Origin of the sequence: Streptomyces sp. NBC_01237 (genome assembly GCF_035917275.1) — a bacterium.
Classification (GTDB): Bacteria; Actinomycetota; Actinomycetes; order Streptomycetales; family Streptomycetaceae; genus Streptomyces.
This window is the reverse complement of sequence record NZ_CP108508.1, coordinates 6928326-6953240: the sequence shown is the minus strand read 5'-3', so window position 1 is coordinate 6953240 and position 24915 is coordinate 6928326. Positions and strand designations below refer to the sequence as shown.

General features: G+C 71.6%; 22 protein-coding genes. 12 read left to right on the top strand and 10 right to left on the bottom strand.

The annotated features are described in order from the left end of the window. Positions 1-71 precede the first annotated feature (71 nt). Together OG251_RS30960 and OG251_RS30955 are read right to left on the bottom strand one after the other, a co-directional pair. Positions 72-1115, bottom strand: coding sequence for an MBL fold metallo-hydrolase (locus tag OG251_RS30960; protein ID WP_326680183.1), 1044 nt, complete (start codon positions 1113-1115; stop codon positions 72-74). A 436-nt stretch (positions 1116-1551) separates the two neighbouring features. Continuing rightward, the gene (locus OG251_RS30955) at positions 1552-2349 is read right to left on the bottom strand and encodes a DeoR/GlpR family DNA-binding transcription regulator (protein WP_326681474.1); all 798 of its coding nucleotides are present in this window, start codon (positions 2347-2349) and stop codon (positions 1552-1554) included. Positions 2350-2578: 229 nt separating this feature from the next. Between OG251_RS30955 and OG251_RS30950 the strand changes: the two genes are divergently transcribed. From OG251_RS30950 to OG251_RS30935, 4 genes are all read left to right on the top strand, one after another. Then, positions 2579-3463 (top strand): SIS domain-containing protein, encoded by an 885-nt coding sequence (locus OG251_RS30950; protein WP_326680182.1) that lies wholly within the window; start codon positions 2579-2581, stop codon positions 3461-3463. Between the two features lie 216 nt (positions 3464-3679). Next, entirely contained in the window at positions 3680-4342 is a 663-nt protein-coding gene (locus OG251_RS30945; RefSeq protein ID WP_326680181.1) for a DedA family protein, read from the top strand. A 403-nt stretch (positions 4343-4745) separates the two neighbouring features. Then, entirely contained in the window at positions 4746-5396 is a 651-nt protein-coding gene (locus OG251_RS30940) for a sensor histidine kinase (RefSeq protein ID WP_326680180.1), read from the top strand. Continuing rightward, positions 5396-6031 carry a response regulator transcription factor gene (locus OG251_RS30935; protein WP_326681473.1) on the top strand — a complete coding sequence of 212 codons (636 nt, stop codon included), beginning with the start codon at positions 5396-5398 and terminating at the stop codon, positions 6029-6031. Before OG251_RS30940 ends, OG251_RS30935 begins: the two co-directional genes overlap by 1 nt. A 112-nt stretch (positions 6032-6143) precedes the next feature. Here the strand turns inward: OG251_RS30935 and OG251_RS30930 are convergent, their stop codons facing one another. From OG251_RS30930 to OG251_RS30915, 4 genes are read right to left on the bottom strand one after another with little or no spacing between them, the layout of a single operon-like run. Beyond that, entirely contained in the window at positions 6144-6680 is a 537-nt protein-coding gene (locus OG251_RS30930; protein WP_326680179.1) for a hypothetical protein, read from the bottom strand. A 59-nt stretch (positions 6681-6739) separates the two neighbouring features. Further along, positions 6740-7852, bottom strand: coding sequence for a FecCD family ABC transporter permease (locus tag OG251_RS30925; protein WP_326680178.1), 1113 nt, complete (start codon positions 7850-7852; stop codon positions 6740-6742). Next, positions 7849-8886, bottom strand: a complete 1038-nt coding sequence (locus OG251_RS30920; RefSeq protein WP_326680177.1) for a FecCD family ABC transporter permease — start codon at positions 8884-8886, stop codon at positions 7849-7851. The genes OG251_RS30925 and OG251_RS30920 overlap by 4 nt, the downstream gene beginning before the upstream one ends. 24 nt (positions 8887-8910) lie before the next feature. Continuing rightward, positions 8911-9960 carry an iron-siderophore ABC transporter substrate-binding protein gene (locus tag OG251_RS30915; protein ID WP_326680176.1) on the bottom strand — a complete coding sequence of 350 codons (1050 nt, stop codon included), beginning with the start codon at positions 9958-9960 and terminating at the stop codon, positions 8911-8913. 366 nt (positions 9961-10326) lie between these two features. Here OG251_RS30915 and OG251_RS30910 point away from each other — a divergent pair, with 366 nt between their 5' ends. The 7 genes from OG251_RS30910 (at position 10327) to OG251_RS30880 (ending at position 17569) form a co-directional block, all read left to right on the top strand. Next, positions 10327-10938, top strand: a complete 612-nt coding sequence (locus OG251_RS30910; RefSeq protein ID WP_326680175.1) for a response regulator transcription factor — start codon at positions 10327-10329, stop codon at positions 10936-10938. Between the two features lie 171 nt (positions 10939-11109). After that, complete coding sequence (locus OG251_RS30905; protein WP_326680174.1) at positions 11110-12756, top strand: ABC transporter substrate-binding protein; 1647 nt, start codon at positions 11110-11112, stop codon at positions 12754-12756. Then, a complete protein-coding gene (locus OG251_RS30900; protein WP_326680173.1) occupies positions 12753-13700 on the top strand; it encodes an ABC transporter permease in 948 nt (315 codons plus the stop codon). Before OG251_RS30905 ends, OG251_RS30900 begins: the two co-directional genes overlap by 4 nt. Beyond that, entirely contained in the window at positions 13697-14572 is an 876-nt protein-coding gene (locus tag OG251_RS30895) for an ABC transporter permease (protein WP_326680172.1), read from the top strand. Before OG251_RS30900 ends, OG251_RS30895 begins: the two co-directional genes overlap by 4 nt. Next, a complete protein-coding gene (locus tag OG251_RS30890; protein ID WP_326680171.1) occupies positions 14569-16386 on the top strand; it encodes an ABC transporter ATP-binding protein in 1818 nt (605 codons plus the stop codon). The genes OG251_RS30895 and OG251_RS30890 overlap by 4 nt, the downstream gene beginning before the upstream one ends. 37 nt (positions 16387-16423) lie before the next feature. After that, positions 16424-17071, top strand: coding sequence for a nitroreductase family protein (locus OG251_RS30885; RefSeq protein ID WP_326680170.1), 648 nt, complete (start codon positions 16424-16426; stop codon positions 17069-17071). A gap of 183 nt (positions 17072-17254) precedes the next feature. After that, positions 17255-17569 (top strand): ArsR/SmtB family transcription factor, encoded by a 315-nt coding sequence (locus tag OG251_RS30880; protein ID WP_073720903.1) that lies wholly within the window; start codon positions 17255-17257, stop codon positions 17567-17569. 9 nt (positions 17570-17578) lie between these two features. Here the strand turns inward: OG251_RS30880 and OG251_RS30875 are convergent, their stop codons facing one another. Genes OG251_RS30875 through OG251_RS30860 form a run of 4 tightly spaced genes read right to left on the bottom strand, consistent with a single transcriptional unit; the run spans position 17579 to position 23960 of the window. Further along, positions 17579-18919: a class II 3-deoxy-7-phosphoheptulonate synthase gene (locus tag OG251_RS30875; RefSeq protein ID WP_326680169.1), complete on the bottom strand. Its 1341-nt coding sequence runs from the start codon at positions 18917-18919 to the stop codon at positions 17579-17581. Positions 18920-18949: 30 nt separating this feature from the next. After that, positions 18950-20785: an asparagine synthase (glutamine-hydrolyzing) gene (asnB, locus tag OG251_RS30870; RefSeq protein WP_326680168.1), complete on the bottom strand. Its 1836-nt coding sequence runs from the start codon at positions 20783-20785 to the stop codon at positions 18950-18952. Positions 20786-20797: 12 nt separating this feature from the next. Beyond that, the gene (locus tag OG251_RS30865; RefSeq protein WP_326680167.1) at positions 20798-22333 is read right to left on the bottom strand and encodes a phenylacetate--CoA ligase family protein; all 1536 of its coding nucleotides are present in this window, start codon (positions 22331-22333) and stop codon (positions 20798-20800) included. Beyond that, the gene (locus OG251_RS30860; RefSeq protein ID WP_326680166.1) at positions 22317-23960 is read right to left on the bottom strand and encodes an HAL/PAL/TAL family ammonia-lyase; all 1644 of its coding nucleotides are present in this window, start codon (positions 23958-23960) and stop codon (positions 22317-22319) included. Before OG251_RS30860 ends, OG251_RS30865 begins: the two co-directional genes overlap by 17 nt. A 267-nt stretch (positions 23961-24227) precedes the next feature. Between OG251_RS30860 and OG251_RS30855 the strand changes: the two genes are divergently transcribed. Beyond that, positions 24228-24905 (top strand): helix-turn-helix transcriptional regulator, encoded by a 678-nt coding sequence (locus OG251_RS30855; RefSeq protein WP_326680165.1) that lies wholly within the window; start codon positions 24228-24230, stop codon positions 24903-24905. The last annotated feature ends 10 nt before the right edge of the window (positions 24906-24915 follow it).

The window sequence follows — 24915 nt, the reverse complement described above, 5'->3', positions numbered from 1 at the left end:
GGTGGTGGTGAGCGTGATGAGGACGGTGACGGCGGCGGTCGTGCGTGCCCGGCCGGCTCCCGGGGCGGTGCTCACTCCGCCCTGCCGACCGGTTCCGGCGCGGACTCCCCGGCCGCGGTACGGCGGAGGCCGTCGTCCGTACGCGCCTCCTCGACCTCCCGCGCCAGCACGGCCACCTCGGTCATCACCTGGAGCACCCCGGGCAGTTCGGAGCCGTCCAGATCCCGGTACTCGCTCCCGATCGTGACCACCAGCCGCTCGGGCAGGCCGAGTTCGGGGTGCCGTCCCTCGCCGATCACCCGGCGGGCCGCCTCCGGCGCGGGCACGCCGGCCGCGTGGAAGGCATGGGCACGCTCGCGTATGTACTCCAGGTAGGCGATGTGCTCCCGCACCCCGGCCGCGTCGAGCACAGGTCCGTGACCCGGGACGATCGTCTCGGCGCCGGTCGCCAGCACCCGCTCGCAGGCCGCGATCACATTGCTCAACGGGCCCGCCCAGTGCACCGGGTGGTCGCCCGGCTGCCGCGGGGTGGCGGAGAAGATCACGTCACCGCTGAACACGGTGCGCTGGACGGGCAGATGCACGATCAGGTCGCCCGTGGTGTGGGCGGGCGGCAGGGCGGACACCTGGACCGGGTAGTCGCCGAGGGTCAGTTCCAGTTCCCCGGTGAAGTACGTGGTCGGCCGCACCGGTTCGGTGGCCGACCAGTCGAACGGGCCGAAGTGGCGCGCGAGGTAGGCGCCGAGCGGGGTGGCCGGATCGCCGCCCGCCACCAGCGCGTGCTGCTGTTGCGGGGTGGGCTCGTAGTGGATGTGTTCCCTGGCCTCGCGCGTGGCGATGATCTCGGCCTCCGGAAGCACCCCCGCGCCCCAGAAGTGGTCCCCGTTGGCATGGGTGACGATCACCCGATCGATGGAGACCCCGTCGGGCAGTCGTTTGACGCTCTCCGTCAGGAACTGTCCGGCCAGCAACCGGTCGTAAGGGGTGTCGACCCAGAGCGCGCCGCGCGGCGACACGAGGAGACCGCAGTTGGCCAGCCCCCAACCGCGTTTCGGCGGCAGCCAGGCATACAGGTCCCGGCCCAGATCAACGACGTCCCCACCCGTGATCGACATAGCCGCGATTATGCCGACAGCGATCCGGCCATGTGTTCGGACTCGGCCAACGAGCGGGCCGACTGGCGTGAAATCACCTCTCCCTCACCCACATTCCGCCCCTTTTACACCATCTGCGGCGGGCGACGGTGACATTCCGGAGTCGAAGCCCTTCGGCCACGCCGGGGACTTTCCGGACCAGCCAGGAGATGTCACCCGATTCCACGAGCCCGCACGACAGTTGCCCAGCCGACGAAGACCGAACCGGATTCAGCCGACTACCCACCGAGCATGGCCGAAAACAGCCGCATCAAACACCCTTCACACACCGGGCGCACCAGCACATACCGCGGCCACGGAGCACGGCCCCGGACCGCTCGAACGAACCGCCGCACGAACCGTGCGTACGAACCGTGGGTACGGGGCACGGCTGCGCACCACGTGTACGGAGCACCGCTCAGACGGCGATGACGTCGACGCCCGCCTCGATGAACCGGCCCCTCGCGTCCGGCGTGATACCGGAGTCGGTGACCAGCACATCGACCAGGCCGAGATCGCAGACGCGCGCGAACGCCCGCTTGCCGATCTTCGAGGAGTCGGCCGCCACCACCACCCGCTGCGCCCGCTCCGCGAGGAGGCGGTTGACGCTGGCCTCGCCCTCGTGATGGACGTAGGCCCCACGCTCGATGTCGATCGCGTTGACGCCCAGCACGGCGGTGTCCAGGGTGATCTCGTTCATCACACCGACGGCCAGCGGGCCGGTCAGCTCGTACGACTGCGGTCTGGCCACCCCCCCGGTCACGACCATCTTGATCTGCGGCCGCATCGCCAGCTCGCCCGCGATGTTGAGCGCGTTCGTCACCACGGTCAGGGTCGGCTGCCCGGCCGCCGCCCCCGTCTCGCCGACGATGTCGGGGCGCACGGCCAGCGCCCTGGCCACCTCGGTCACCGTCGTGCCGCCGGTCAGGCCGACCACCTCGCCGACCGCGACCAGTTCGGAGACGGCGCGGCCGATCGCCTGCTTCTCCGGGGCGCGGCGGCCCGCCTTGTAGCGCAGCGCCAGCTCGTAGGCGACACCGTGCGCGACCGCTCCGCCCCGGGTCCGGGTGAGCAGCTGCTGCTCGGCGAGCTGGTCGAGGTCACGGCGGATCGTCGCGGCCGACACGTCCAGCGTCGCCGCGGCGTCGTCGACCTCCACCCGGCCGTTCTTGCCGACCAGTTCGAGCAAAGCGTCCCAGCGGGCATCCCTGGACAAGAGCATGTCTCCTTCACCGTCCGGCGCGAGCACCGCGCTCCCCGGGAACGCGGTCACCGGGACGCGGTCACCGGTGGCCGGACAGACGCAAGCGTCGCACAGGACCCCGGCGGGACACCGGCCACCGATCCACCCCCCATCTCATGCTTGTTCTTGCTCGATAGGCGCATGTAACGTGCAGAATCAAACATTCAATGCTTCATTCACCACGCCCGAGCGGAGTGCAGACGTGTCGTATGTAGAGACCGAGACAGCCAGCCAGCCCGACTGCTGGCGCCGTGCCGCCAAGCTCGCCGGAGACCACACGGCGGCCCTGCCCGCGGCCGGTGAGCGCATCGCGGTCGTCGGCTGCGGAACCTCGTTCTACATGGCGCAGGCGTACGCCTCGCTGCGCGAGAACTCCGGCCAGGGCGAGTCGGACGCCTTCGCCGCCTCGGAGTTCCCCTTCGGCCGCTCCTACGACCGGGTCGTCGCCCTCACCCGCTCGGGAACCACGACCGAGGTCCTGGAGCTGCTGACCCGGCTGCGCGGCACGACCCGCACGGTGGCCATCACCGCCGATCCCGAGACCCCGGTGATGTCGGCGGCGGACGATGTCGTCGTCCTCGAATTCGCCGACGAGCGGTCCGTCGTCCAGACGCGCTTCGCCACCACCGTCCTCACCCTGCTCCGCGCCCACCTCGGGCTGCACACCGAGGACGCGGTGCGGGACGCGGAGACCGCGCTCGCCGAGCCGCTGCCGGAAGGGCTGGTGGACTGCACCCAGTTCTCGTTCCTGGGCCAGGGCTGGACGGTCGGGCTCGCCAACGAGGCGGCGCTGAAGATGAAGGAGGCGTCGCTGTCCTGGACCGAGTCGTACCCGGCGATGGAGTACCGCCACGGCCCCATCAGCATCGCCACCGCCGGTACGGCGACCTGGATGTTCGGCACCGCGCCGGAGGGCCTGGCGGAGCAGGTGCTCGCCACGGGCGCCCGCTGGGTGCAGAGCGACCTGGACCCGCTGGCCGACCTCGTACGCGTACAGCGGCTGGCGATCGCTCGGGCGGCGGCACGCGGTCTCGACCCGGACCTGCCGCGCCACCTCTCCCGTTCGGTGGTCCTCGACGAGGCGTGAGTCCGGGGGCGGCGCCGGTCCCCGCGACCGGCCGCGACCGGCCCCGGCCACGTGTGACGCCCTGCGGTCCCCCGCGCCCCCTCGGCAGGGGTGCGGGAAACCGCAGGGTGGCTCGACGGATGACCTCATACCGGCACTGATCTGCGGTTCCTAGCGTTGACGGTATGTCGCGGCCGATGTCCCGCGAGCCCTACCGTCACCCTGGAGAGCCCGTACATGGACCTCGTACTGTCAGCTGCCGCGCAGGAACCCGCGGGCGGCATCGCGGGCTGGGCCGCCGGTCTCGTCGACACCCTCGGCGGGCCGGGTGCCGGTCTGGCCATCGCGCTGGAGAACCTGTTCCCGCCGCTGCCCAGCGAGATCATCCTCCCGCTGACCGGTTTCGCCGCGTCGCAGGGAGTGCTGAGCCTGGCGTCCGCGCTGTTCTGGACCACGCTCGGCTCGGTCGTCGGCGCGGTCGTCCTGTACGGGATCGGGCGGGTGTTCGGCCGTGAGCGGATGCGCAGGTTCTGGGCGAAGCTGCCCCTGGTCAAGGTCTCCGACCTGGAGCGTACGGAGCAGTGGTTCGCCCGGCACGGCACCAAGGCGGTCCTCCTCGGGCGCATGGTGCCGGTCTTCCGGAGCCTGATCTCCGTGCCCGCGGGAGTCGAGCGCATGCCGCTGCCCACGTTCGTCGCGCTGACGACGGCGGGCAGCCTGCTGTGGAATACGGTCCTGGTGATGGCGGGCTACTGGCTCGGGGACCAGTGGGACCTGGTGGAGACGTACGTCGGCGTCCTGTCCAAGGTCGTGCTCGCCCTGGTGCTGCTCGCCGTGGTCGGTTACGTGGCCGTACGCGTCCGGGGCCGCAAACGGGACCAGCACCGCCGCACCCCGTGACCCCGGCTCCGGCTCCGGACGACGGTGCGACCGGACGATCTTGCCCGCGCCCCGCAGCGCGGCCGGCCTCGCCTTCCGTGCCGGACAGCGACGAGCGGATCGACAGGGTGGCGCACCGGCCCGGACGGGCACGCCGGGCCGTGGGGGTCCTGCTCGGCTGCGGCACCTCCTTCCTCGGGCTGCTGTACTTCGCCGGTCCAGGCACCCTGCTGGGCCCCTTCCTCCTCCGGCCGCACACCCGCGACAGGGCTCGGGCCGCGCTGGGCGCGGGGGCACGGCGGCTGGTGGGGCCGGAGCGGGCGCGGCGCGTCGTCTTCTTCGGCGACCGGTTCCCTCCCCGCGGCGCCCGTGCGGACGAGGACCTGCGGGCCCTGCGCTATCTCGCCGCCCGGACGTACGCGGGATGCTGTGCACGGTCGTGCTCGGTCTGCCGGCCGTCGGGGCGGTGCTGGCCGCCAGCCGGGCCGCCGTGCTCCGGGCGGTCGACGCCGAGCGCCGGCGCATCGAGCGCGATCTCCACGACGGGGTGCAGCAGCGTCTGGTGGCGCTGGCCATGCTGCTGGGCCGGGCCCGCCGCAACCGGACGCCCGAACAGGCCGGGGCGCTCCTGGAGCAGGCGCACCAGGAGTCCAGGGACGTGCTCACCGAGCTGCGGGACGTGGCCTGGCGGGTCTGTCCGACGGCGCTGGACAGCCTGGGGCTCCAGGAGGCGCTCGGAGGCGTCGCGCAGCGGTGCTCCATTCCGCTGCGCATGGAGTTCGCGCTGCCCCCGACGCTGCCGCGGCCGGTCGAGACCGCCGCGTACTTCGTGGTGTCCGAGGCCGTGACCAACGCGGCCAAGCACTCCGGCGCCGGGTGCGTCCAGGTGCGCCTGACGGGCGAACGGTCCCTGCTGACCGTGCGGATCGAGGACGACGGCCGGGGCGGCGCCGACCCGGCGGGCAGCGGGCTGAGCGGGCTGCGCGACCGGGTCGCCGCGCTCGACGGACGGCTGCGCGTCGACAGCCCCCCAGGGGGTCCCACCACCATCATCGCGGAGCTGCCGTGCGTGTGATGCTCGCCGAGGACTCGACCCTGCTGCGGGAGGGCCTGGTCCGGCTGCTCGCGGAGGAGGGCCATCAGGTCCTGGCCGCCGTGGGCGACGGAACGGCCCTGATCCGCGAGGTCGAGGGCCGGACGCCGGACATCGTCGTGGTGGACATCCGGATGCCGCCGACCCACACGGACGAGGGGCTGCGGGCCGCGCTGGAGGTCCGCGAGCGCCGGCCGGAGGTCGGTGTCCTGGTGCTCTCCCAGCATGTGGAGCGCAGCTACGCGGCCCAGCTGCCGGCCGCGGGCGCCGAGCGGGTCGGCTATCTGCTCAAGGACCGGGTCGCGCAGGTCGAGGAGTTCCTGGACGCGCTGGAGCGGATCCGGGCGGGCGGGGCCGTCCTCGACCCGGAGGTCGTACGGCAGTTGGTGATCCGTACGACGCACAGCGACCCGCCGGCCCGGCTCACGCCCCGTGAGAGGACGGTGCTGGAGGAGCTGGCCCAGGGGCGTACCAACACGGCGATCGCGCAGCAGTTGCACCTCTCGCTGAGCGCGGTCGAGAAGAACCTCCACGCGGTCTTCGACAAGTTCGGGCTGTCGCACACCACGGGGTACAGCCGCCGGGTGCTGGCCGTCCTGCGCTGTCTGGAGTCATGACGGCAGGCGGGCACGGTGGACCGGCACGGCGGCCGGGTGCGGCAGCCGCGCCGGGAAGTGCCCCGCCCGGCTGCCGCACCCGGCCGCTCGCGGTCGGAGCCGGAGCCGTCGCTCAGGACTCCTCGAAGTAGGCGTCCAGAACGGTGTCGAGCTCACCCGGCCATTCCTTGAGCCGGGTCCGGCTCTCCGCCTCGACCTCGGCGTTGAACCAACGGCGCGCCGACAGATGCACGGTGACGGTGAACCGGCGGCCGAAGCGGGCGGTCTTGACCTCGACCGCGCCGATCTCGTCCCACAGGAACTCGGCCTCCTGGTCGTCCAGCCGGAACCGGACGCCCTCGCGGTCCGCCCGGATCGAACCGCGGCGGTCGCTGACTTCGAAGACGGCCCCGTCCTCGGCCCCCTTCTCCGCCTCGGCCTCGGGTTCCTCGTCGGCGGCGTCCGCCTCCGGTGACGTATCCGCGTCCGCTTCTCCGTCCGCATCCGTGTCCGTGTCCACGTCCGCGTCCACGCCTGCGGGATCGTCGTCCGACGTCGGCTTCTTCTCCTCCGTCCGAGCCGCGGAAGGGGCCGTCAGGCCGGGGATGTACGCCGGGTCGGTCCCCGCGGCGAACTCGGGTTTCGTGTTCGAATCTATGCTCTGCTCCACGGCGCGCAGTATGGCCGACGAACCTGTACGAGACCAGTCGCCGCGGTCGGCGGACGCCATTACAGCACTCCCCTGCGCCATTCACGGACCAGCAGATACCCGAGGTACGCGCCCCCGATCGCCATCGTGTAGATGCCGACCGGCAGGTCCTCGAACAGCGGGAGCTGCTGGGCACAGAGATCGGCCGCCACGAGCAGCAGCGAGCCGGTCAGGGCGGACAGCAGCAGGTGGGGGCCGGACACACGGGTGACGCGCTTGGCGATCTGGGGAGCCGTCAGGGCGATGAAGGCGACGGGCCCGGCCACGCTGACGGACGCGGCGGAGAGCACGATCGCGAGGACGACGGCGACCGTCTTCGTCCGCTTCGGCTCGGACCCCAGACCTTCGGCGAGGTCGTCACCCATCTCGCCGATGTCCAGCCGCCGGCCGATCAGGGCGGTCAGCGGGGCCACCACGAGCAGGACCAGCCAGATGGTGGTCGCGTCGCTCCAGGAGCGGGCGGCCAGGCTGCCGTTGACGTAGGCGGTGAGGACGGACGCCTTGTCCCGCTCCATCGCGTACACGACGTACTGGGTGATGGCGGCGCCGATCGCGGCGACCCCGATCCCGGCCACGACGAGCCGCGCCGGATTGCGGAAGCCGGTGCCGGTGGACACGTACACGAGGGCCATCGCGAGGATCGCTCCGACGAGGGCGCCGACGGCCACCGGGACCGTGTCGGGGAACACCAGCGCGGAGATGGCGGCGCCCGCCCCGGCACCGGCCGCCAGGCCGATCACGTCGGGGCTGCCGAGCGGGTTGCGGGTGACGGACTGGAACAGCGCGCCGGACAGCCCGAGCGCGGCGCCGGTGCCGAGGGCTACCGTCAGCCGGGGGCCGCGCAGCCGGTTCAGTACGAAACGGTTCTTGCCCTCGGCGTCACCCGTCAGCGCGGCGGGCAGATCGGCCAGGTCGACGCCCAGCCGCCCCATGGACAGGGTCGCGACGGCGGCCACGACGACGAGGACGAGGAGCACGGCCGCCGCGACGACGGAGACCCGCCGCACGGGGATCGCCACATGGCGGCCGATCGTGAGGAAGCCCTTGGGCGGGGCCGACCGCGGGGCCGACCGCGGGGCGGGCCCCTCGGGACCCGGCGCGGGGCTCGTGGTGGATTCCCGGGTGGTGGTCATGTGGTGCCCCTCATCCGGCGTACGGCGATGAGCAGTGCGGGCGCGCCGATGAACGCGGTCACCACGCCGACCATGAGTTCGGTGGGCCGCATGACGACCCGTCCCACCACGTCGGCGAGGAGCAGCAGGGTGGGCCCCGCGAGCGCGGAGAAGACGATCTGGACCCGGAAGTCGATGCCGGCCAGGGCGCGTACGACATGGGGAACCGCGAGGCCGACGAAGGCGATCGGGCCGACGGCCGCGGTCGCGGCGGCGCTCAGCAGGGTGGCGGCCAGCAGACCGCCGCCGCGGATCCGGGCCGGGTGCGAGCCGAGCGAGACGGCCATCGCGTCACCGAGCGCGAGCGCGTTGAGGCCGGGGCCCAGCGCCAGGGCGAGGAGGAAGCCGACCGCGGCGAACGGGAACACGGACCAGAAGACGTCGAAATCGCGGCCGCCGAGGGCTCCGACGACCCAGTAGCGGTAGCTGTCGAACACCTGCGGCTTGCTGAGGGTCACCGCCTGGATGAACGCCATGAGCACGGCGGAGAGGACCGCACCGGCCAGCACCAGTCGCACCACGCTCGTTCCGGTACCGGCGGAGCCGATGACATGGACGAGCACTCCGGCGATCAGCGCACCGGGGAGCGCCCACCACATGGTGTCGGTGGAGCCGGACGCGCCGAACCAGGCGGTCGCGGCGACGATGCTCGCGGACGCGCCCGCGTTGATGCCGAGCAGGCCCGGTTCCGCCAGCGGGTTGCGGGAGACGCCCTGCATGAGGGTGCCCGCGACGGCGAGGCAGAGTCCGGCCAGGACACCGAGCGCGGTTCGCGGATAGCGGCTCTCGACGATGGTGGTGACGTTGGGGTCGGCGGTGCCGGTGAGCACGTCGATGACATCGCCGAGCGAGGTGCTGCGGCTGCCGAACATGACGCTCGCGCACAGGGCGAGCGCCAGGGCGGCGAGCCCCAGGAGCAGGAGGAACGCCAGCCGAGCGGCGCCGGTACGCGACGTACCGGCGCCGCTCGGCGGTGCGACCGTGGTGGTTGCCATGGGTGTGCGGGGTGCCCCGGTGCCTTACTTGCCGGCGGTGGCGACGGCCTTGTCGATGATCGGCAGGTAGCGCTCGATCGTCCACGGGACGGTCAGCGGGTTGATGATCGAGGAGGCCGTGACGAAGGAGTTGTCGTCGCTCGCGACGACGGCGCCCTTCTTGACCGCGGGGATCGCGCCGTACAGCGGCTGCGCCTCGGTCTCCTTACGGGTCTTGTCGTCCGTGTAGAACGTGAAGACGAGGTCGCTGTCCTTGAGCTTCTCGGCGTTCTCCAGGCCGATGAGCGCCGAGTCGGTGCCCTCGGTCTCCTTGAAGGTGTTCACGACGGGGTCGACGGTCAGGCCGAGCGAGGAGACCATCTTGACGCGCTGCTCCTCGGGCTTGAAGACACCGAGGGTGCCGGGGCCTGAGGTGTAGATGTACGAGAACGTGACGTTCTTGTAGTCCGGCCGGGTGGCCGCGGCGTCGGCGAGCTGCTTCTCGATCGTCGTCTTCAGACCGGAGGCGTCCTCGGTCTGGCCGAGCGCCTTGCCGATGATGTCGATCTGCTGGTCCCAGTCGGTGCTCCACGCCTTGTCGGGGTAGGCGACCGTGGGCGCGATGTCCTTGAGGATGTCGTACTGCTTCTGCGTGATGCCCGACCACGGGGCGAGGATCACGTCGGGCTCCAGCTCGGTGATGGCCTCGAAGTCGATGTCCTCGCCACCGGTGAACTGCTTGGGCAGCTTGTCGCCCGACTTCTTGACGGCCTCGTTGATCCACGGCAGGTAGCCGGACTTGTCGCTGCCCCACTCGTAGCTCTCGATGCCCACCGGGGTGTGGCCGAGCGCGATGGCGGTCTCCGCGGAGCCCTGGCCGAGCGTGACGATGCGCTCGGGCCTGTCCTCGATCTTCGCGGTGCCGAGCGAGCTCTTGATCGAGACGGGGAAGGCTCCGCCGCTCTTCGCCGAGGACTTCGCCGCGTCCTTGTCGCCGTCGCCGTCCGAGGAGCAGCCGCCGAGGGCGAGTGCGAGAGCGGCGGCGGTGGCCGAAGCGGCAAGGGTGTGACGGCGCACGCGGGTGAACCCGAGCATTGGTGTTCCTCATGATTGGCGAACGAGTGAGAGTAAGGCAAGCCTAAGCTAATGCATGGGGCGCGCCTCGACCGCCCCCCTTCCCGGCCCTCGGCCATCCCCTCCCCCGGTCTCCATCACCCCCTCTTCCGGTCCGGCGTCAGTGCCGCCCGGGGTTCGGCGCCGATAGCAGAGTTCAGCGGCGCGTGTCCCGCAGATGTAGAGATACGACACAATCACGCAACATTTAATCTTTCACTAGATGATTGACTGACAGACGAAAATTTCGTACCGTCGAGTCTCATGTTGCACTTCGATTCACCGCCTCGGGGGCGGAGTGCGATCCGCGTACTGGCCCCCGGCCGACCGTCGTTGCTCACCGCCGGCATGACGGCATTACTCCAGGAGGAACCAGGGTTCGAGATCCTCACGGCCCGCCCCGCCACGGCGGACGCCGCACCTCGCACTCCCCTCCCCGACGTGTTCCTGATCGAGGACGTCCCCACCGTCCCGGTCGACGAAGCCGTCGGACCCGCCCTGCGTTCTCCCGGCGAGACGCGCGCCACCCGTGCGCTGATCGTCATGGAGAACGGCCGCACCGACCGCGTCTTCGGCTACCTCCGGCTCGGCGCCCGGTCGTTCGTCACTGTCGACGCCGTACCGGAAGTCCTGCTCGCCGCAGTCCGGGCCACCGCCCGGGGCGACGCCTTTCTCACCCATGACGCGGCCCGCCGCGTCATCGACACCGCGCTCCCCCACGGACCCGAAGACGTGTCCCCACCGGCCGGCCCCACCACGCCGCTGACCGTCCGGGAGAGGGAGATCCATGCCCTGCTCGCGGCCGGGCGCTCCAACGCGGAGATCGCCGAGATCTGCGGTCTGAGCAGCAAGACCGTGAAGTTCCACGTCTCGAACATCCTGCGCAAGCTCGGCATGCGCAATCGCATCCAGGCCGTCGTCCACGCCGCCCATCTGTGCGGCCAGGGCACGGCGGCCTGAGCCCCACCCCACCCCTCACGGACGCCCGGCCCCACACGGACGCGCCCCACCTCCCACGGCCGCCCGGCCCCACCCGGGCGCCCTCGGCCCCGTCCGTCCATCCGCCACGGGGCTCACCGCTCACCCGCACACCCGCCTACCCCCGCGTTTCGCACATGTATGGAGAGGTTCATGCCGACACGACCCGCCGCGGCCGTCGCCGCAACCACGACAGCCCTGCTCCTCTCGCTCACCGCCTGCGGCGGCGGCGAGAGCCAGGGCGCCGGAAAGGGGGGCGACCCCGTCCGCGGGGGCACGTTCACCTACGCCGCCGCCGTCGGCACCTCCTGCCTCGACCCGCACACCAGCCCGGGGGACATCGCCGCCGTCGTCCAGCGCAATGTGTTCGACTCGCTCGTCCAGCTCGACGCCAAGGGCAGGCTCCACCCCTGGCTCGCCACCTCCTGGAAGGTCTCCGCCGACGCCCGCAGCTACACGTTCCAGCTGCGCGACGACGTCACCTTCCACGACGGGACCCCGTTCGACGCGGCCGCCGTCAAGGCCAACCTCGAACACATCAAGGCCCCCGCCACCAAGTCCCTGTACGCCTCCGCCCTGCTCGGCCCGTACAGCGGCAGCGAGGTGCTCGGCGAGCACAGCATCAGGATCACGTTCTCCGAGCCCAACATCCCCTTCCTCCAGGCGGCGAGCACCCCCTACCTGGGCATCGCCTCGCCCACGTCCCTCAAGAAGTTCAAGGACCAGCTCTGCGCGGGCGGGAAGTACTCCGTGGGCACCGGCCCGTACCGCTCCGAGCGGTACGTCAAGAACGACCGGGCCGAGTTCACCCGCAACAAGGACTACACATGGTCCCCGCGGGGCGCCGCCCACCAGGGTCCGCCGCTCGTCGACAAGCTCGTGATCCGGTTCCTGCCCGAGGACTCGGTCCGGGCCGGAGCCCTGACCAGCGGTCAGGTGGACGCCGCGGCGGTGCCCGTGACCTCGGCGAAGGCGGTGCGGCGCAACACCTCGCTGCGCCTGACCAAGCAGCAGTCGCCCGGCGCCTCCTACTCCCTGTACCTCAACACCGACCGCGGGCCGCTGCGCGACGAACGGGTCCGGCGCGCCTTCCAGCAGTCCGTCGACGTGGACGCGCTGATCCGCAGCATCTACCAGGGTGAGTACGAGCGTGCCTGGAGCCCGCTGAGCCCCACCACCCCCGCCGCGTACGACGAGTCCATCAAGGGCGCCGTCCGCCACGACCCGGCCGCCGCGGCCACCCTCCTCGACCAGGCTGGATGGACCGGGCGGGACGCCAAGGGCTATCGGACCAAGAGCGGTGAACGCCTCGCGCTGCACTGGCCGTTCATCGGCGCCCTGGTCCGCGACCAGCGCGACGTGCTGGCCGAGGCGGTACAGGCGGAGCTGAAGAAGAACGGCATCGACCTCGTCCGCGACCCGGTCGAGACCGGCGCCTACTTCGAGCGCTACGGCAAGGGCGACTACGACGTGTGGGACAACGCCTGGGTACGCGCCGACCCGGCGATCCTCGCGGGCTTCTACCTCTCCACCAACCTGCCCTCCGCGGGCGGGCAGAACGTCTCCCACACCGACGACCGGCAGGTCGACAGCTGGCTGCGCGCGGGCGCGGCCGAGGAGGCGCCCGCCACCCGCGAGACGTCGTACGCCAAGGTCGAGCGCTGGGCGGTCGACCACGGCACCGTCCTGCCCCTGTACGTCCCGGTCACCTCGATCGGCACCACCGCCGCCGCCCGGGGCCTGACCTTCGACGCCAACGCGTGGCCGCAGTTCGCCGGTGTCTGGAAGAACACGAAGTGAGCGGCCGCCTCCCCCCGGCCGGCCGCTGGCTGCTCCACCGGGCCGTCGGCGCCGTGCTGGTGCTGTGGGGCGCGGCGAGCCTGACGTTCCTGGTGCTCCACCTCGTCCCCGGCGACCCGGTGACGACCCTGCTCGGCGCCTCCGCAACCGATTCGGCGGCGCTGCGCGAGGAGATCCGGCACGAGTACCACCTGGACGACCCGCTGGCCGTGCAGTACGTGTCGTTCCTCGGGCGACTGGTCACGGGCGATCTGGGCAGCTCCTACCAGCAACAACAGCCCGTCTCCCTCATCATCGGCGAACAGGTCGGCGACACCGCCGAGTTGGCGCTCAGCGCGCTCGCCCTGCTGGTGGTGGCCGCCCTGGTCACGGCCACGGCGACGGCGGGACGGCGCCGCCGGGTGCGCGGCGCCGTCTCCGGGGCGGAACTGATGGCCGTCTCCACCCCGGCGTTCTGGCTCGGCATCGTGCTGCTCACCGTCTTCTCGTTCCGGCTGAACGTGTTTCCGGTGGCCGGAGCGGGCGACTGGCGTTCGCTGGTGCTGCCGGCCGTCACGCTCGCGGTGCCGTTCGGCTCCCTGCTCGCCCAGGTGCTCCGGGAGGGGATGGAGGCCGCGCTGCACCAGCCGTTCGCGCTCACCGCCCGCTCCCGGGGGCTGGGCGGCACCGCACTGCGGCTGCGGCACGCACTGCGGCACGCCGCCGTACCCGCCGTCACCCTCAGCGGCTGGCTGGCCGGCGGGCTGCTCGGCGGAACGGTGCTCGTGGAGACCGTGTTCGCCCGTCCGGGCCTCGGCCGGGTGGCGCTGGACGCGATCTCCGGCCGGGACATCCCGGTGGTCGTGGGGCTCGTCCTGTTGTCCGCCACCGTCTATCTCGTCGTCAACGCGATCGCGGATCTGGTCTGCCTCTGGGCCGATCCGCGCCTCAGGAGCCCCGTATGAGCGCCCAGCCCGCCGGCGGCGTCCTGGTCCGGCCCGCCACCGGCCCCCTGCGGGAGCGGCTGGCCGGGTTCCGGCCCGGCCTGCTGCTCTCCGCGGCCGTCCTGGCGGCCGCCGCCGTCGCCTGCGTCAGCCCCGGACTGCTGACGGGGGCCTCTCCCACGGACGCCGATCCGGTCGCCGCCCTGCTGCCGCCCGGTACCGACCACTGGTTCGGCACGGACCAACTGGGCCGCGACGTGTACGCCCGGGTGATCCACGGGGCGCGTCACTCCCTGCTGCTGGGCGTCGGAGCGACCGCACTCGGGGTGCTGGTGGGCCTGCTGATCGGTCTGCCCGCCGCGCTGCTCGGACGGTTCGCCGACCAGGCGGCGATGCGCGGCATGGACATCATGCTGGCGCTGCCCGAACTGCTGCTCGCCCTCCTGGTGATCGCCGTGGTGGGACCCAGCTCGGTCAACGCGGCGCTGGCCATCGCGGTCGCCTCGGTGCCGGGATACGCACGGCTGATCCGGGGGCAGGCCCAGGTGGTCCGCAGGGCGGAGTACATCCGCTCCGCCATCGGGCTCGGGCTGCGCCGCCGCACCGTGGTGCTGCGGCACGTCCTGCCCAACACCCTCGGCCCGCTGGTCGTCCCCGCGACGCTCGGTGTCGGTACGGCGATCATCTCCGGCTCCGCGCTCAGTTTCCTCGGCCTCGGCCCCAAGGCGCCCACCCCGGAGTGGGGGGCGATGCTCGCCCAGGGGCGGGACGCCTTGCAGAGCGCGTGGTGGATCGCGGTGTTCCCCGGCGCGGCGATCACCGTGTCGGTGATCGCCGTCACCGTCGTCGGGCGGCACCTGCACATCGGACTGGAAGGCAGGCCCGGAGCATGACCGCTCCCCCGAAGAACCCGGCGCTCCCCCCGAAGCACGCAGGGGACCCACCGGCCGGCCCGCCGCGGGAAGGCCCGGACTCACCGGCGCTCCCCCCGCCGGACGGAGCCGAGCCCGCGGCCGTCGCGCTGGCCGTGCGCGGTCTGACCGTCGCCTTCGGCCACGGACGCCGGCGCCGGACGGTGGTCCACGATGTCTCCCTCACCCTGGCTCCCGGTGAATGCCTGGCGCTGGTGGGCGAGTCGGGCTCCGGCAAGAGCGTGACGGCCAGGGCCCTGATCGGCCTCGCCGGACCGGAGTCGGCCGTCCGCAGCGAAGGGCTCCAGGTCGACGGCCGTGACGCCACCGGCTTCCGCGAACGCGAGTGGCGCACGGTACGCGGCCGGGTGGTGGGGCTCGTCTCCCAGGACGCCCTGTCGGCACTCGACCCGCTGCGGCGGGTGGGGGCCGAGGTCGCCGAGCCGCTGCTGGTCCACCGGCTGGCCCGGCGCGGCGAGGTGGCGGAGCGGGTCACCGGACTGCTCCGCGACGCCGGGGTCCCGGAACCGGAGCTGCGGGCCCGGCAGTATCCGCACCAGCTCTCCGGCGGGCTGCGCCAGCGCGCCCTGATCGCCTCGGCCACGGCGGGCGGGCCGCGGGTGCTGATCGCGGACGAGCCCACCACCGCGCTGGATGTCACGGTCCAGGCCCGCGTGCTGGAACTCCTGCGGGAGCTCAAGGAGTCCGGAACCGCCCTGCTGCTCATCAGCCACGATCTCGCGGTGGTCGCCCAGCTCGCCGACCGGATCGCGGTGATGACCCAGGGGCGGGTGGTGGAGACCGGCTCGACCGGTCAGGTGCTCGGAGCCCCTCGGCACCCGTACACGCGCACCCTGATCTCCTCGGTCCCGGCACTCGACGCCGTACCGGCGCAGGGACGGCCGCAGGGGGCGCGGAGCGAGGACGCGCCGCTGACGGGGGCCGAGGACGCGCCACCGCCGCGATCGGACGCCGGGGACGCGGCCCCGCCGCCCGCGCCGGGAGCCGGCGCGGTCCTGCTGTCGGCGCGCGGGCTGGTGAAGCGGTACCGCTCCCCGGACGGCGGGGTCCGCACGGCGGTCCGGAACCTGGACTTCACGCTCGCGCACGGCGAAACGCTGGGCGTCGTGGGCGAGTCGGGTTCCGGGAAGAGCACGCTCGCCGCCATGGTGATGGGGCTGCTGGCGCCCGACGCCGGTGAGGTCCGGCTGGACGGCGGGCCCTGGAGCGCGCTGGACGAACGGCGGCGGCGTCCGCTGCGCCGGGGCGTCCAGCTCGTCCATCAGGACCCGCTCGGCTCGTTCGACCCCCGGTTCACCGTGCGGCGCCTCCTCGACGAGGCGCTGTCCGTGGCCGGTCCGGCGCGCGGCGCGCGGCGCCGGGAGCGGGCGGCCGAGCTCCTGGAACAGGTCGGCCTCGACACGGCCGTGCTGGAGCGACGGCCGGCCCGGCTGTCGGGAGGCCAGCGTCAGCGCGTGGCGATCGCCCGTGCGCTGGCCACCTCACCGCGGCTGCTGGTCTGCGACGAGCCGGTCTCCGCGCTCGACGTGACGGTGCAGGCCCAGGTGCTGGAGCTGCTGGCGTCGCTCCGCGCGGCGTACGGGCTGGCGATGCTGTTCATCTCGCACGACCTGGCGGTGGTGCGGCAGGTCAGCGACCGGGTCCTGGTGATGCGCGACGGCGACATCGTCGAACAGGGCCCCGTCGCCGAGGTGCTGGGCACACCCCGGCACCCGTACACCCGTCAGCTGCTGGCAGCCGTACCGCGTCTCCCGGCCGCCCCTCGACCCTCATGATCCGCGACCATGTCACCCGTACCACGGATGGAGCTCCATGCCCCCGCTCGACCTGACCGCCGACGAAGTACTCACCACCACCCGGGCCGTCCGCAAGCGGCTCGACCTGACCCGGCCCGTGGAACGGAAGCTGATCGAGGAATGCCTCGAACTGGCCACCCAGGCACCCACCGGGCGCAACCGGCAGCGCTGGGACTTCGTCTTCGTGACGGATCCGGCCAAGCGTGCCGCCCTCGCGGACCTCTACCGCCTGGGGCTCGCGCGTCCCCGTCAGCAGGTCGTCCGGGACGGGGTGAACCGCGGTGATCTGGCGCGCGGCCACCGGATCATGGACAGCGCCCAGCACCTCTTCGAGCATCTGCACGAGGTCCCCGTGCTGCTCGTCCCGTGCATCCGGGTCCAGGGGCGTCACGAGATCGACTCGCACGTCGGGCAGGCCAACACCTGGGGGTCGATCCTCCCGGCCGTCTGGCAGTTCATGCTGGCCGCCCGATCGCGCGGGCTCGGCACGGCGTGGACCACACCTCATCTGCACTACGAGCGCGAGGCGGCCGAACTGCTCGGAGTGCCCTACGAGACCGTTCTGCAGACCGCGCTGATCCCGGTGGCCCACACGATCGGCACCGACTTCCGGCCCGGACCGCGGGTCGATGCCGACGAGATCGCGCACTGGGACAGCTGGTAGCGGCGCGGGCGCAGGGGGCGGGTGCGCACCGGGGGGGGCGGGTGCGCACCCGGTGGACGCGGGGCTTCCGCACGCTTGCCGTTATTTCGATGATGTGCAAACCTACGAACGAAGCCTACGAGCCATCGGCAGGCAGGTGCTCCCGGCCCCCCGCGGTCCGGGGCGAGCGAGAGGAGAGGGCCCGTGCGCACCCTCAGCCACCCCGCCCGGTCCGACATCGAACTCACCGCGGTCTTCCACGCGCTGAGCGATCCGACCCGGCTCTCGATCGTCCGGAGCCTGGTCGGCATCGACGAGCAGTCCTGCGGCACCCTGGACATCCCGCTCTCCAAGTCGACGCTCTCCCACCATCTGAAGGTGCTCCGCGACGCGGGCGTCACACACACCCGCATCGAGGGCACCCACCGCTATATGTCGCTGCGCCGCGAGGACCTCGACGCCCGGTTCCCCGGACTCCTGGACGTGGCACTCGCGGGCGACAGCACGCTCGCGCACTGAGTCCGGTGCTCAGGTCCGCGGCGTTCCTCCCTTCCTGGTGAACTCGGCCACCCGGAAGGCCAGATCGAGGGACTGACCGCGGTTCAGCCGCGGGTCGCACGCCGTCTCGTACCGCCGGTGCAGATCGTCCACGAAGATCTCGTGGCCGCCGCCGACGCACTCGGTGACATCGTCACCGGTCAGCTCGACATGGATGCCGCCCGGGTGCGTCCCCAGGCTGTGGTGCACCTCGAAGAAGCCCCTCACCTCGTCCAGGACGTCGTCGAAGCGGCGCGTCTTGTGGCCGGAGGCCGCCTCGAAGGTGTTGCCGTGCATCGGATCCGTCACCCATACCGGGCGGGCTCCGGAGGCCGTGACCTTCTCCACCAGGCCGGGCAGCAGGTCACGGACCTTGGACGCCCCCATCCGGACGATGAAGGTCAGCCGGCCCGGCTCGCGCTCCGGATCGAGGCGGTCGAGATACGCGAGCACCTCGTCGACGTCCGTCGACGGGCCGAGCTTGACGCCCACGGGGTTGCGGATCTTCGAGGCGAACGCGATGTGCGCACCGTCGAGCGCACGGGTGCGCTCACCGATCCAGATCATGTGCCCGGAGGTGTCGTACAGCTCCCCCGTGCGCTCGTCGGTACGGGTCAGCGCGTTCTCGTAGTCCAGCAGAAGCCCCTCGTGCGAGGAGTAGAACTCCACCGCCCTGAGCTGCTCCGGGTCCGTGCCGCACGCCTTCATGAAGGCCAGGGCCTTGTCGATCTCGCGCGCCAGGGCCTCGTAACGCCGCCCGGACGGCGAGGACTTCACGAACTCCCGGTTCCAGGTGTGGACCCGGCTCGGATCGGCGTAGCCACCGGTGGTGAACGCGCGCACCAGGTTCAGCGTCGACGCGGACGCCCGGTACATCCGCCTGAGCCGTTCCGGATCGGGGGTGCGGGCCTCCTCGGTGAAGGCCAGGCCGTTCACCGCGTCCCCCCGGTAGGAGGGCAGGGTCACCCCGCCCCGGGTCTCGGTCGGGCTGGAACGGGGTTTCGCGTACTGGCCGGCGATCCTGCCGATCTTCACCACCGGCACCGAAGCGGCGTAGGTCAGCACGGCGCTCATCTGGAGCATCGTCTGAAGGGTGCCCTGGACGTACTCCGCGGAGACCCGGTCGAACACCTCGGCGCAGTCGCCGCCCTGGAGCAGGAACGCCTCCCCCCGGGCCACGGCCGCGAGGCGGTCGCGCAGTTGGTCGCACTCGCCCGCGAAGACGAGCGGCGGATACGCGGCGAGCTCCGCGAGCACACCGTTCAGGGCCTCGGGGTCGGGATAGGCGGGTTGCTGCCCGGTCGCTGCGGAACCGGGGACCGCGCTCCGCACCTCAGCCCCCCGCCGATCGGCGCGGCGCGTTCACAGGACCACCTGTACGTCGTAGGCGGTGAGCCACTCGTTGAGCTGGAGGGCGCGCGGCAGGATCGGCGGCGGGGTGAAGGTGCCGTTGACCCAGTCCTGGTTCCTGACCATGGCGCGCAGGGTGTCCGCGTCCAGCAGTTCCATCGCGGGCGATCCCGGGTCCTCGATCATGTCGGAGACCGCGGTGCGCACGGATTCCAGGTACTCGGGGCTCTGCCCGACGGGGAAGCCGCTCTTGGGGCGGTGGACGACCTCGGTGGGCAGGGCGTCCTCGACGGCGGCGCGCAGCAGTCCCTTCTCCCGGCCGCCGAGCCGCTTCAGCCGCCAGGGCACGTTCCACACGTACTCGACCAGGCGGTGGTCGCAGTAGGGGACGCGGACCTCCAGGCCGTTGGCCATGCTCATACGGTCCTTCCGGTCGAGGAGGAAGGGCAGGAACCGGGTGTGCTGGAGGTAGTAGACCTCGCGCATCCGGCGGTCGACGCCGCTCTCGCCGTCGAGATGGGGGACTTCGTCCAGGGCCTCGCGGTAGCGGCTCTCCAGCCGTTCGTGCAGGTCCAGATGGGGGCGCAGCTGCGGCGACAGCACGGCGTTGCGGTCCTTGACCCCGGCCGACCAGGGAAAGCCGCCGCTGGGCCGCTCGGCCTCGCTCGCGAACCAGGGGTAGCCGCCGAAGGCGTCGTCCGCGCCCTCTCCGGACAGCGCGACGGTGAGGTGTCTGCGCACCTCCCGGAACAGGAGGTACAGCGAGACGTCCAGGTCGCCCACGCCTGGGTAGTCGCGGGCGCGCAGCGCGATGCCGGACTCGGAGAGCAGGGAGGCGGGTTCGACCAGTACCTCCTGGTGCTTGGTGCCGACGTGGTCGACGACGGCGCGGACGAAGGGGGCGTCGCGGGAGACGTGCAGGGCGTCGGCGGTGAAGTCGTCCTCGCCGCCGGCGAAGTCGACGGAGTAGGTGGCGAGGGTGCCGAGCCCTTCGGCGGCCATCGCGGACGCGCCGATCGCGGTGATGGCGCTGGAGTCGATGCCGCCGGACAGCAGCGCGCCCAGGGGCACGTCGGCGACGGTCTGCTCCGCGACGATCCGGTCCAGCAGGGACCGGACGGTGGCCACGGTCGTCTCCTGGTCGTCCTCGTGCGGGGCGGTGACCAGCTGCCAGTAGCGGTGCGAAGTGGTGCCGTTGTGGTCGAAGCGCAGGATGTGGCCGGGCAGGACCTGGCGGATCGTGCGGTAGACGGCGTCGCCGGGGCGTTTGGCGGCGACGGTGAAGACGTCCACCAGCCCTTCGGCGTCGACCTCGGGCCGCACGAGTCCGGAGGCGAAGAGCGCTTTGGGTTCGGAGCCGAAGACGACTCCGCCCGCGTGTTCCGCGTAGTACAGCGGTTTGATGCCGAGCGGGTCGCGGCCGAGGTAGAGGGTCTGCGTCCCGATGTCCCAGAGGGCGTAGGCGAACATTCCGGCGAAGCGGGTGATCGCCTCGGCGCCCCATTCCCGGTGGGCGGCGAGGATGACCTCGGTGTCGGAGGCGGTCCGGAAGCGGTGTCCACGGGCGCGGAGTTCGGCGCGCAGTTCGCGGTGGTTGTGGATCTCCCCGCTGAAGGAGACCACCGCGGTGTCGCGCCCGTCGTCCGGGCCGGTCGCGGTCATGGGCTGTTGGCCGTGCTCGGGGTCGGTGACGGCGAGCCGACGGTGTCCGAGGCCGATCCTGGGCGCGGTCCAGACCCCGGAGTCATCGGGTCCGCGGCGGGCCAGCGTGTCCGCCATGCGGCGTACGGTCTCGGTCTCGCGGGTCAGGTCGCGATCCCGGTCGAGCCACCCTGCTATGCCACACATGATCGGGTCTCCTCAGCTCTGGGTGGTGGACGCGTACTCGGCGAGGGTCGTCTCGACGACTCCTCTGATGGGGGCGGGCAGCCGGTCCCAGTTGCGGTCGTCGTTGAGGTCGAGCACCCGCGAGAGCTTCCAGCCGAGGTACTGGCCGAGCGAGGCGAGCGGGGGCAGCTTCTCGACCGGGCGCAGCGCGAGTTCGTAGCCGGGGAAGAGTCCGGCGATACGGCGGGTGGTGGCCTCGGTCCAGGCCGCGTCCGCCTCACCGGTGGTCGTCGCCAGGCACAGGATGGTGCGGTCGCGGATGACGAGCATGTAGTTCAGGACGTGTGTCGTTCCGGGGCGGGGGACGGGGAGGCGTGAGCCGTCGTCGCCGCCCCCGGCCTTCCCCGCCTGCCCGGCCGCGTCGTCCGTGTGACGGATGCGGCCGGTGTCGCCGTTCTCTTCGCCGGCCCAGATCGCGGACTCGAAGTCGTTCTGCCGGATGCCGTTGCCCTCCAGGGTGATGAGGTCCTGGGACCGTCCGAGGGTGCGCAGCAGAGGGGTGGCCACCCCGCAGGGGCAGTCGGTTCCGGTGATCTCCACGAGGTCGCCGGTGCGGTAGCGCAGCAGGGGCCTGGCGAGGATGTCGAGCGTGGTGACGACGAGTTCACCCCGGTCGGGGCGGCCGTCGACGCGGCGCGTCCCCGATGCGTCGTCCAGCTCCAGGACGTAACTCTGGGTCTGGAGGTGCAGATTGCGGTGTTCGCAGGTGACGGCGGTGGTGCCGGTCTCGGACGAGCCGTACGCGGCGACATAGGCGCGGGCGCCGGTGAGGCGTTCCAGGTGGCGGACGAAGGCGGGGCCGGTCTGCTCGGCCATCAGGAACAGCTTCTCGAAGGCCGGCACCGGCTCGTCGTTGCGGTAGGCGAACTGGATCATCTCCAGCAGCCGGGACGGGGGTCCGACGAAGACGTTGACGCCCAGCTCGCGGGTGAGCCGGAGTACCCGGGTGTAGTCGCCGGTGATGTTGTCCACCCAGGGGCGCAGCGAGAGGACCTGGAGGTATTCGAGGACCTTCTCGAACTGGTACGCGGCCGGGGCGAACGGCGCGTTGATCAGGATGAGGGCCCGGTCGGCCGGGGAGAGGATCCGGGCCCACAGCTCACCGATGTTGATGGTGTTGGCGACGAGGTCGTCCAGGGCCTTGGGCGCGGCGACGGGGTTCCCGGTCGTGCCCGAGGACTCGTAGTAGTGCAGGAATTCCGACAGACCGCGGGTGAAGGCCCGGTGTCCGCCCTCGCTGAGGGCCTTCTTGGGCAGGAAGGGAAGCTCGGTGAGGAGGTCGCCGATGGCCCGCTCCGGTTCCGTCCCGGCGGCCTTCGCCACCAGGGCGGGCCCGAGGGTGTCCTCGTAGAGACCGGAGCCGGCGGCCGCCCGGAGGGTGGCGGTGAACTTCCGTCCCAGGGAGGCGTGGTCGGGGCGTCCGGCGTGGCTGTCGCGGACGAGGGCGGTGTGGTCGCGTACCGCGTCGGCCAGTTCACGGGTGGTCGTCGTGTCACGAAGCAACAGCATGGGTGTCCCTCTCGTCAGCGGCCCCGGCGGCGCGGGCCAGGCTTCCGTCGGATATGAGGCGGGCGACGGCCGTGATGTCCTGGTCCATCCGGCGGTCGCGGTCGGCGTACGGCACGTGCGAACGGATCAGGGCGTGCACCTCACGGGTCCAGGGGGCGGCCCGGTCCAGCCCGCGCAGGTCGATGGCCTGGGCGGCCGCGAGCAGGGTGATCGCCGTGACCTGGCCGGTGAGTTCGTTGACCGTGCGGGCGTCCCGGGCGGCGGTGGTGGCCATGCTGACCTTGTCCTGGTTGTGCGCCTCGGTGGACCGGGAGAACACCGTGGCGGGCAGTGCCGTCTTGAGCGCTTCGGCGGTGACGGCGGACGCGGCGATCTGCATGCCCTTGAATCCGTGGTGCAGCCCGGCCTCGGCGCTGAGTTCGGGCGGTACGAGATTGGCGGGGAGCCCGCCGCTGAACTTCGGGTCGATGATCAGGGCGAGCTGCCGGTCGAGCAGGTCGGCGACGTTGGCCGTGGCGATCTTCAGGCTGTCCATGGCCTGGCCGACATGGCCCGCGTAGAAGTTGCCGCCGTGGTGCGGCCGTTCCTCGTCGACGGAGAACAGCGGGTTGTCCGTGGAGGCGTTGACCTCGGTGGTGAGCCAGGGGTCCACCCAGGACAGGGTGTCGCGGAGCACTCCGATCACATGGGGCGCGCAGCGCACGGAGTAGTGGTCCTGGATGCGCCGGTCCAGCTCCCGGTAGTCGCTGCCCTCCAGCGACGTGGTCTCGGCCAGGATCTGCTCGTACGTGGTGGAGAGCCGTGATCCGTCGAGCAGCCGTCGCAGGTGGGCGGCGCTGGCCACCTGCCCGGGGTGGGGCTTGGCCCGGTGGAGGAAGTCGGCGAAGTGGGAGGCGTTGCCCAGGAGCGCCTCGCTGACGAAGGCGGTGGTGATCTCGGCGGCGGTGACGATCCGGGCCGCGTCGTGCGCGGCGAGCACGGCGAAGGCGGTGGTGAAGGCGGTGCCGTTGATGAGGGCCAGGCCCTCCTTCGCCTCCAGGACGACCGGGGAGATGCCGGCCTCGCGCTGGGCGTCGGCGACCGGCAGGACGCGTTTGCCGACCTCGGCGTCGCCCTCTCCCAGCAGGGTGGCGGCGACGTAGCACAGGGGCACGAGGTCGCCGCTGGCGCCGAGTGATCCGCGCTCGGGGACCAGGGGGATGATGTCGGCGTTCAGATGGTCCAGGAGCCGGTCGATCACCAGTGGGCGGATGCCGGAGTTGCCGCGCGCCAGGCAGTTGGCGCGGATGAGGAGCGTCGCGCGGACGACGTCGGCCGGTGCGTTCGGGCCGACCCCGTTGAGGTGGTAGCGGATCAGGTTGTGCTGGAGCTGCGCGGCGCGCTCGGGGCTGATCTGGTTCGTGACGCTGTCGCCGAACCCGGTGGTGACCCCGTAGATCGGTTTTCGCTCGGCCATGAGCCGGTCGCGCAGCCGCACACTGCGCTCGGCGGCCGTGACGGCACCGGGGTGCAGGACGGCACGGACCGCGGGCTCCCGTGACGCGGGGCGGGCCAGCCGCACCACGTCGTGAAGGGTCAGGGAGGCGCCGTCCAGCGCGATGCGGGCGGGGTCGGTCCAGTCATTCACCTTCGGAACTCCAGGGAAGCGGGGGGCTTTTCGATTGCGCCCCAATACTTCGCGATGGGAGTGCCGAATTTCTTCTGCCGTCGGACCTGGTTGCGCCAGGTCCGGGGACCTGGGCCGACCCGGCCCATCGGCGTGGACCGCGAATTGTCACCGCACTGTGAACATCGTTACAAGTTTATTTCTTGCCCGGAACCTTTGAGATTCGGATTCCTCCGGCAATATTCTCGCCCTGGCACGGTCCACGTCGTCAACGATCCGGAGGCTTGGATGCCGCATACCGATACGGACCGCGGGCGGCACGGGACCATCAGGGTCCTGGCCCCCGGCTGCCGTTCGCTGTTCACCGCCGGCCTCGCCACGGCCCTGGGCAGGACACCCGGCCTGGAGGTCCTGCCGGCGGACGACGGGGCGGACTTTCCCGACGTGGCGCTGCTGGAGGATGTTCCGGCTGTTCCGGTGGCCGACACGCTCGCCGGTCTGGTACGTCGGCTTCCCCAGGGGCCCGGCGACCGAAGACCGAAGATCATCGTCATGATGCGGGACCCGAGGATCGACCGGATCTTCGCCTACCTCCAGGCGGACGTCCGGGGCTTCGTCTGCCACGACGCCCCGCTGGCCGAACTGGTCACCGCAGTGGAGGTGGTCTTCCGGAATGAAGCATTCCTACCGCACGGCATAGCACTCCAAGTCATCGACGGCATTCTCCCGTACCTCCCGAAGCCCGCTTCGGAAATCTGGCCGCACATGGAAACACTCACCGGAAGGGAGCGGGAGATATTCGCTCTGATGGCTTCCGGCGAATCAAATGCGGAGATTGCCGACGCCTTCTCCCTGAGCCAGAAGACCGTCAAATTCCATGTGTCCAACATCCTCCGAAAACTCGGAATGAAGAACCGTATCCAGGCAGTCGCCCGTGCCAGCGGAACCCACCGCGCCACGGTCTGAACAGAGAAGG

What these genes read in the sequence shown, in the direction of transcription:
- OG251_RS30960 (WP_326680183.1), bottom strand. Translation starts at nt 1,115, where the DNA reads ATGTCGATCACGGGTGGGGACGTCGTTGATCTGGGCCGGGACCTGTAT.
- OG251_RS30945 (WP_326680181.1), top strand. Translation starts at nt 3,680, where the DNA reads ATGGACCTCGTACTGTCAGCTGCCGCGCAGGAACCCGCGGGCGGCATC.
- OG251_RS30940 (WP_326680180.1), top strand. Translation starts at nt 4,746, where the DNA reads ATGCTGTGCACGGTCGTGCTCGGTCTGCCGGCCGTCGGGGCGGTGCTG.
- OG251_RS30935 (WP_326681473.1), top strand. Translation starts at nt 5,396, where the DNA reads ATGCTCGCCGAGGACTCGACCCTGCTGCGGGAGGGCCTGGTCCGGCTG.
- OG251_RS30925 (WP_326680178.1), bottom strand. Translation starts at nt 7,852, where the DNA reads ATGACCACCACCCGGGAATCCACCACGAGCCCCGCGCCGGGTCCCGAG.
- OG251_RS30920 (WP_326680177.1), bottom strand. Translation starts at nt 8,886, where the DNA reads ATGGCAACCACCACGGTCGCACCGCCGAGCGGCGCCGGTACGTCGCGT.
- OG251_RS30915 (WP_326680176.1), bottom strand. Translation starts at nt 9,960, where the DNA reads ATGCTCGGGTTCACCCGCGTGCGCCGTCACACCCTTGCCGCTTCGGCC.
- OG251_RS30910 (WP_326680175.1), top strand. Translation starts at nt 10,327, where the DNA reads ATGACGGCATTACTCCAGGAGGAACCAGGGTTCGAGATCCTCACGGCC.
- OG251_RS30905 (WP_326680174.1), top strand. Translation starts at nt 11,110, where the DNA reads ATGCCGACACGACCCGCCGCGGCCGTCGCCGCAACCACGACAGCCCTG.
- OG251_RS30895 (WP_326680172.1), top strand. Translation starts at nt 13,697, where the DNA reads ATGAGCGCCCAGCCCGCCGGCGGCGTCCTGGTCCGGCCCGCCACCGGC.
- OG251_RS30890 (WP_326680171.1), top strand. Translation starts at nt 14,569, where the DNA reads ATGACCGCTCCCCCGAAGAACCCGGCGCTCCCCCCGAAGCACGCAGGG.
- OG251_RS30885 (WP_326680170.1), top strand. Translation starts at nt 16,424, where the DNA reads ATGCCCCCGCTCGACCTGACCGCCGACGAAGTACTCACCACCACCCGG.
- asnB (WP_326680168.1), bottom strand. Translation starts at nt 20,785, where the DNA reads ATGTGTGGCATAGCAGGGTGGCTCGACCGGGATCGCGACCTGACCCGC.
- OG251_RS30865 (WP_326680167.1), bottom strand. Translation starts at nt 22,333, where the DNA reads ATGCTGTTGCTTCGTGACACGACGACCACCCGTGAACTGGCCGACGCG.
- OG251_RS30855 (WP_326680165.1), top strand. Translation starts at nt 24,228, where the DNA reads ATGCCGCATACCGATACGGACCGCGGGCGGCACGGGACCATCAGGGTC.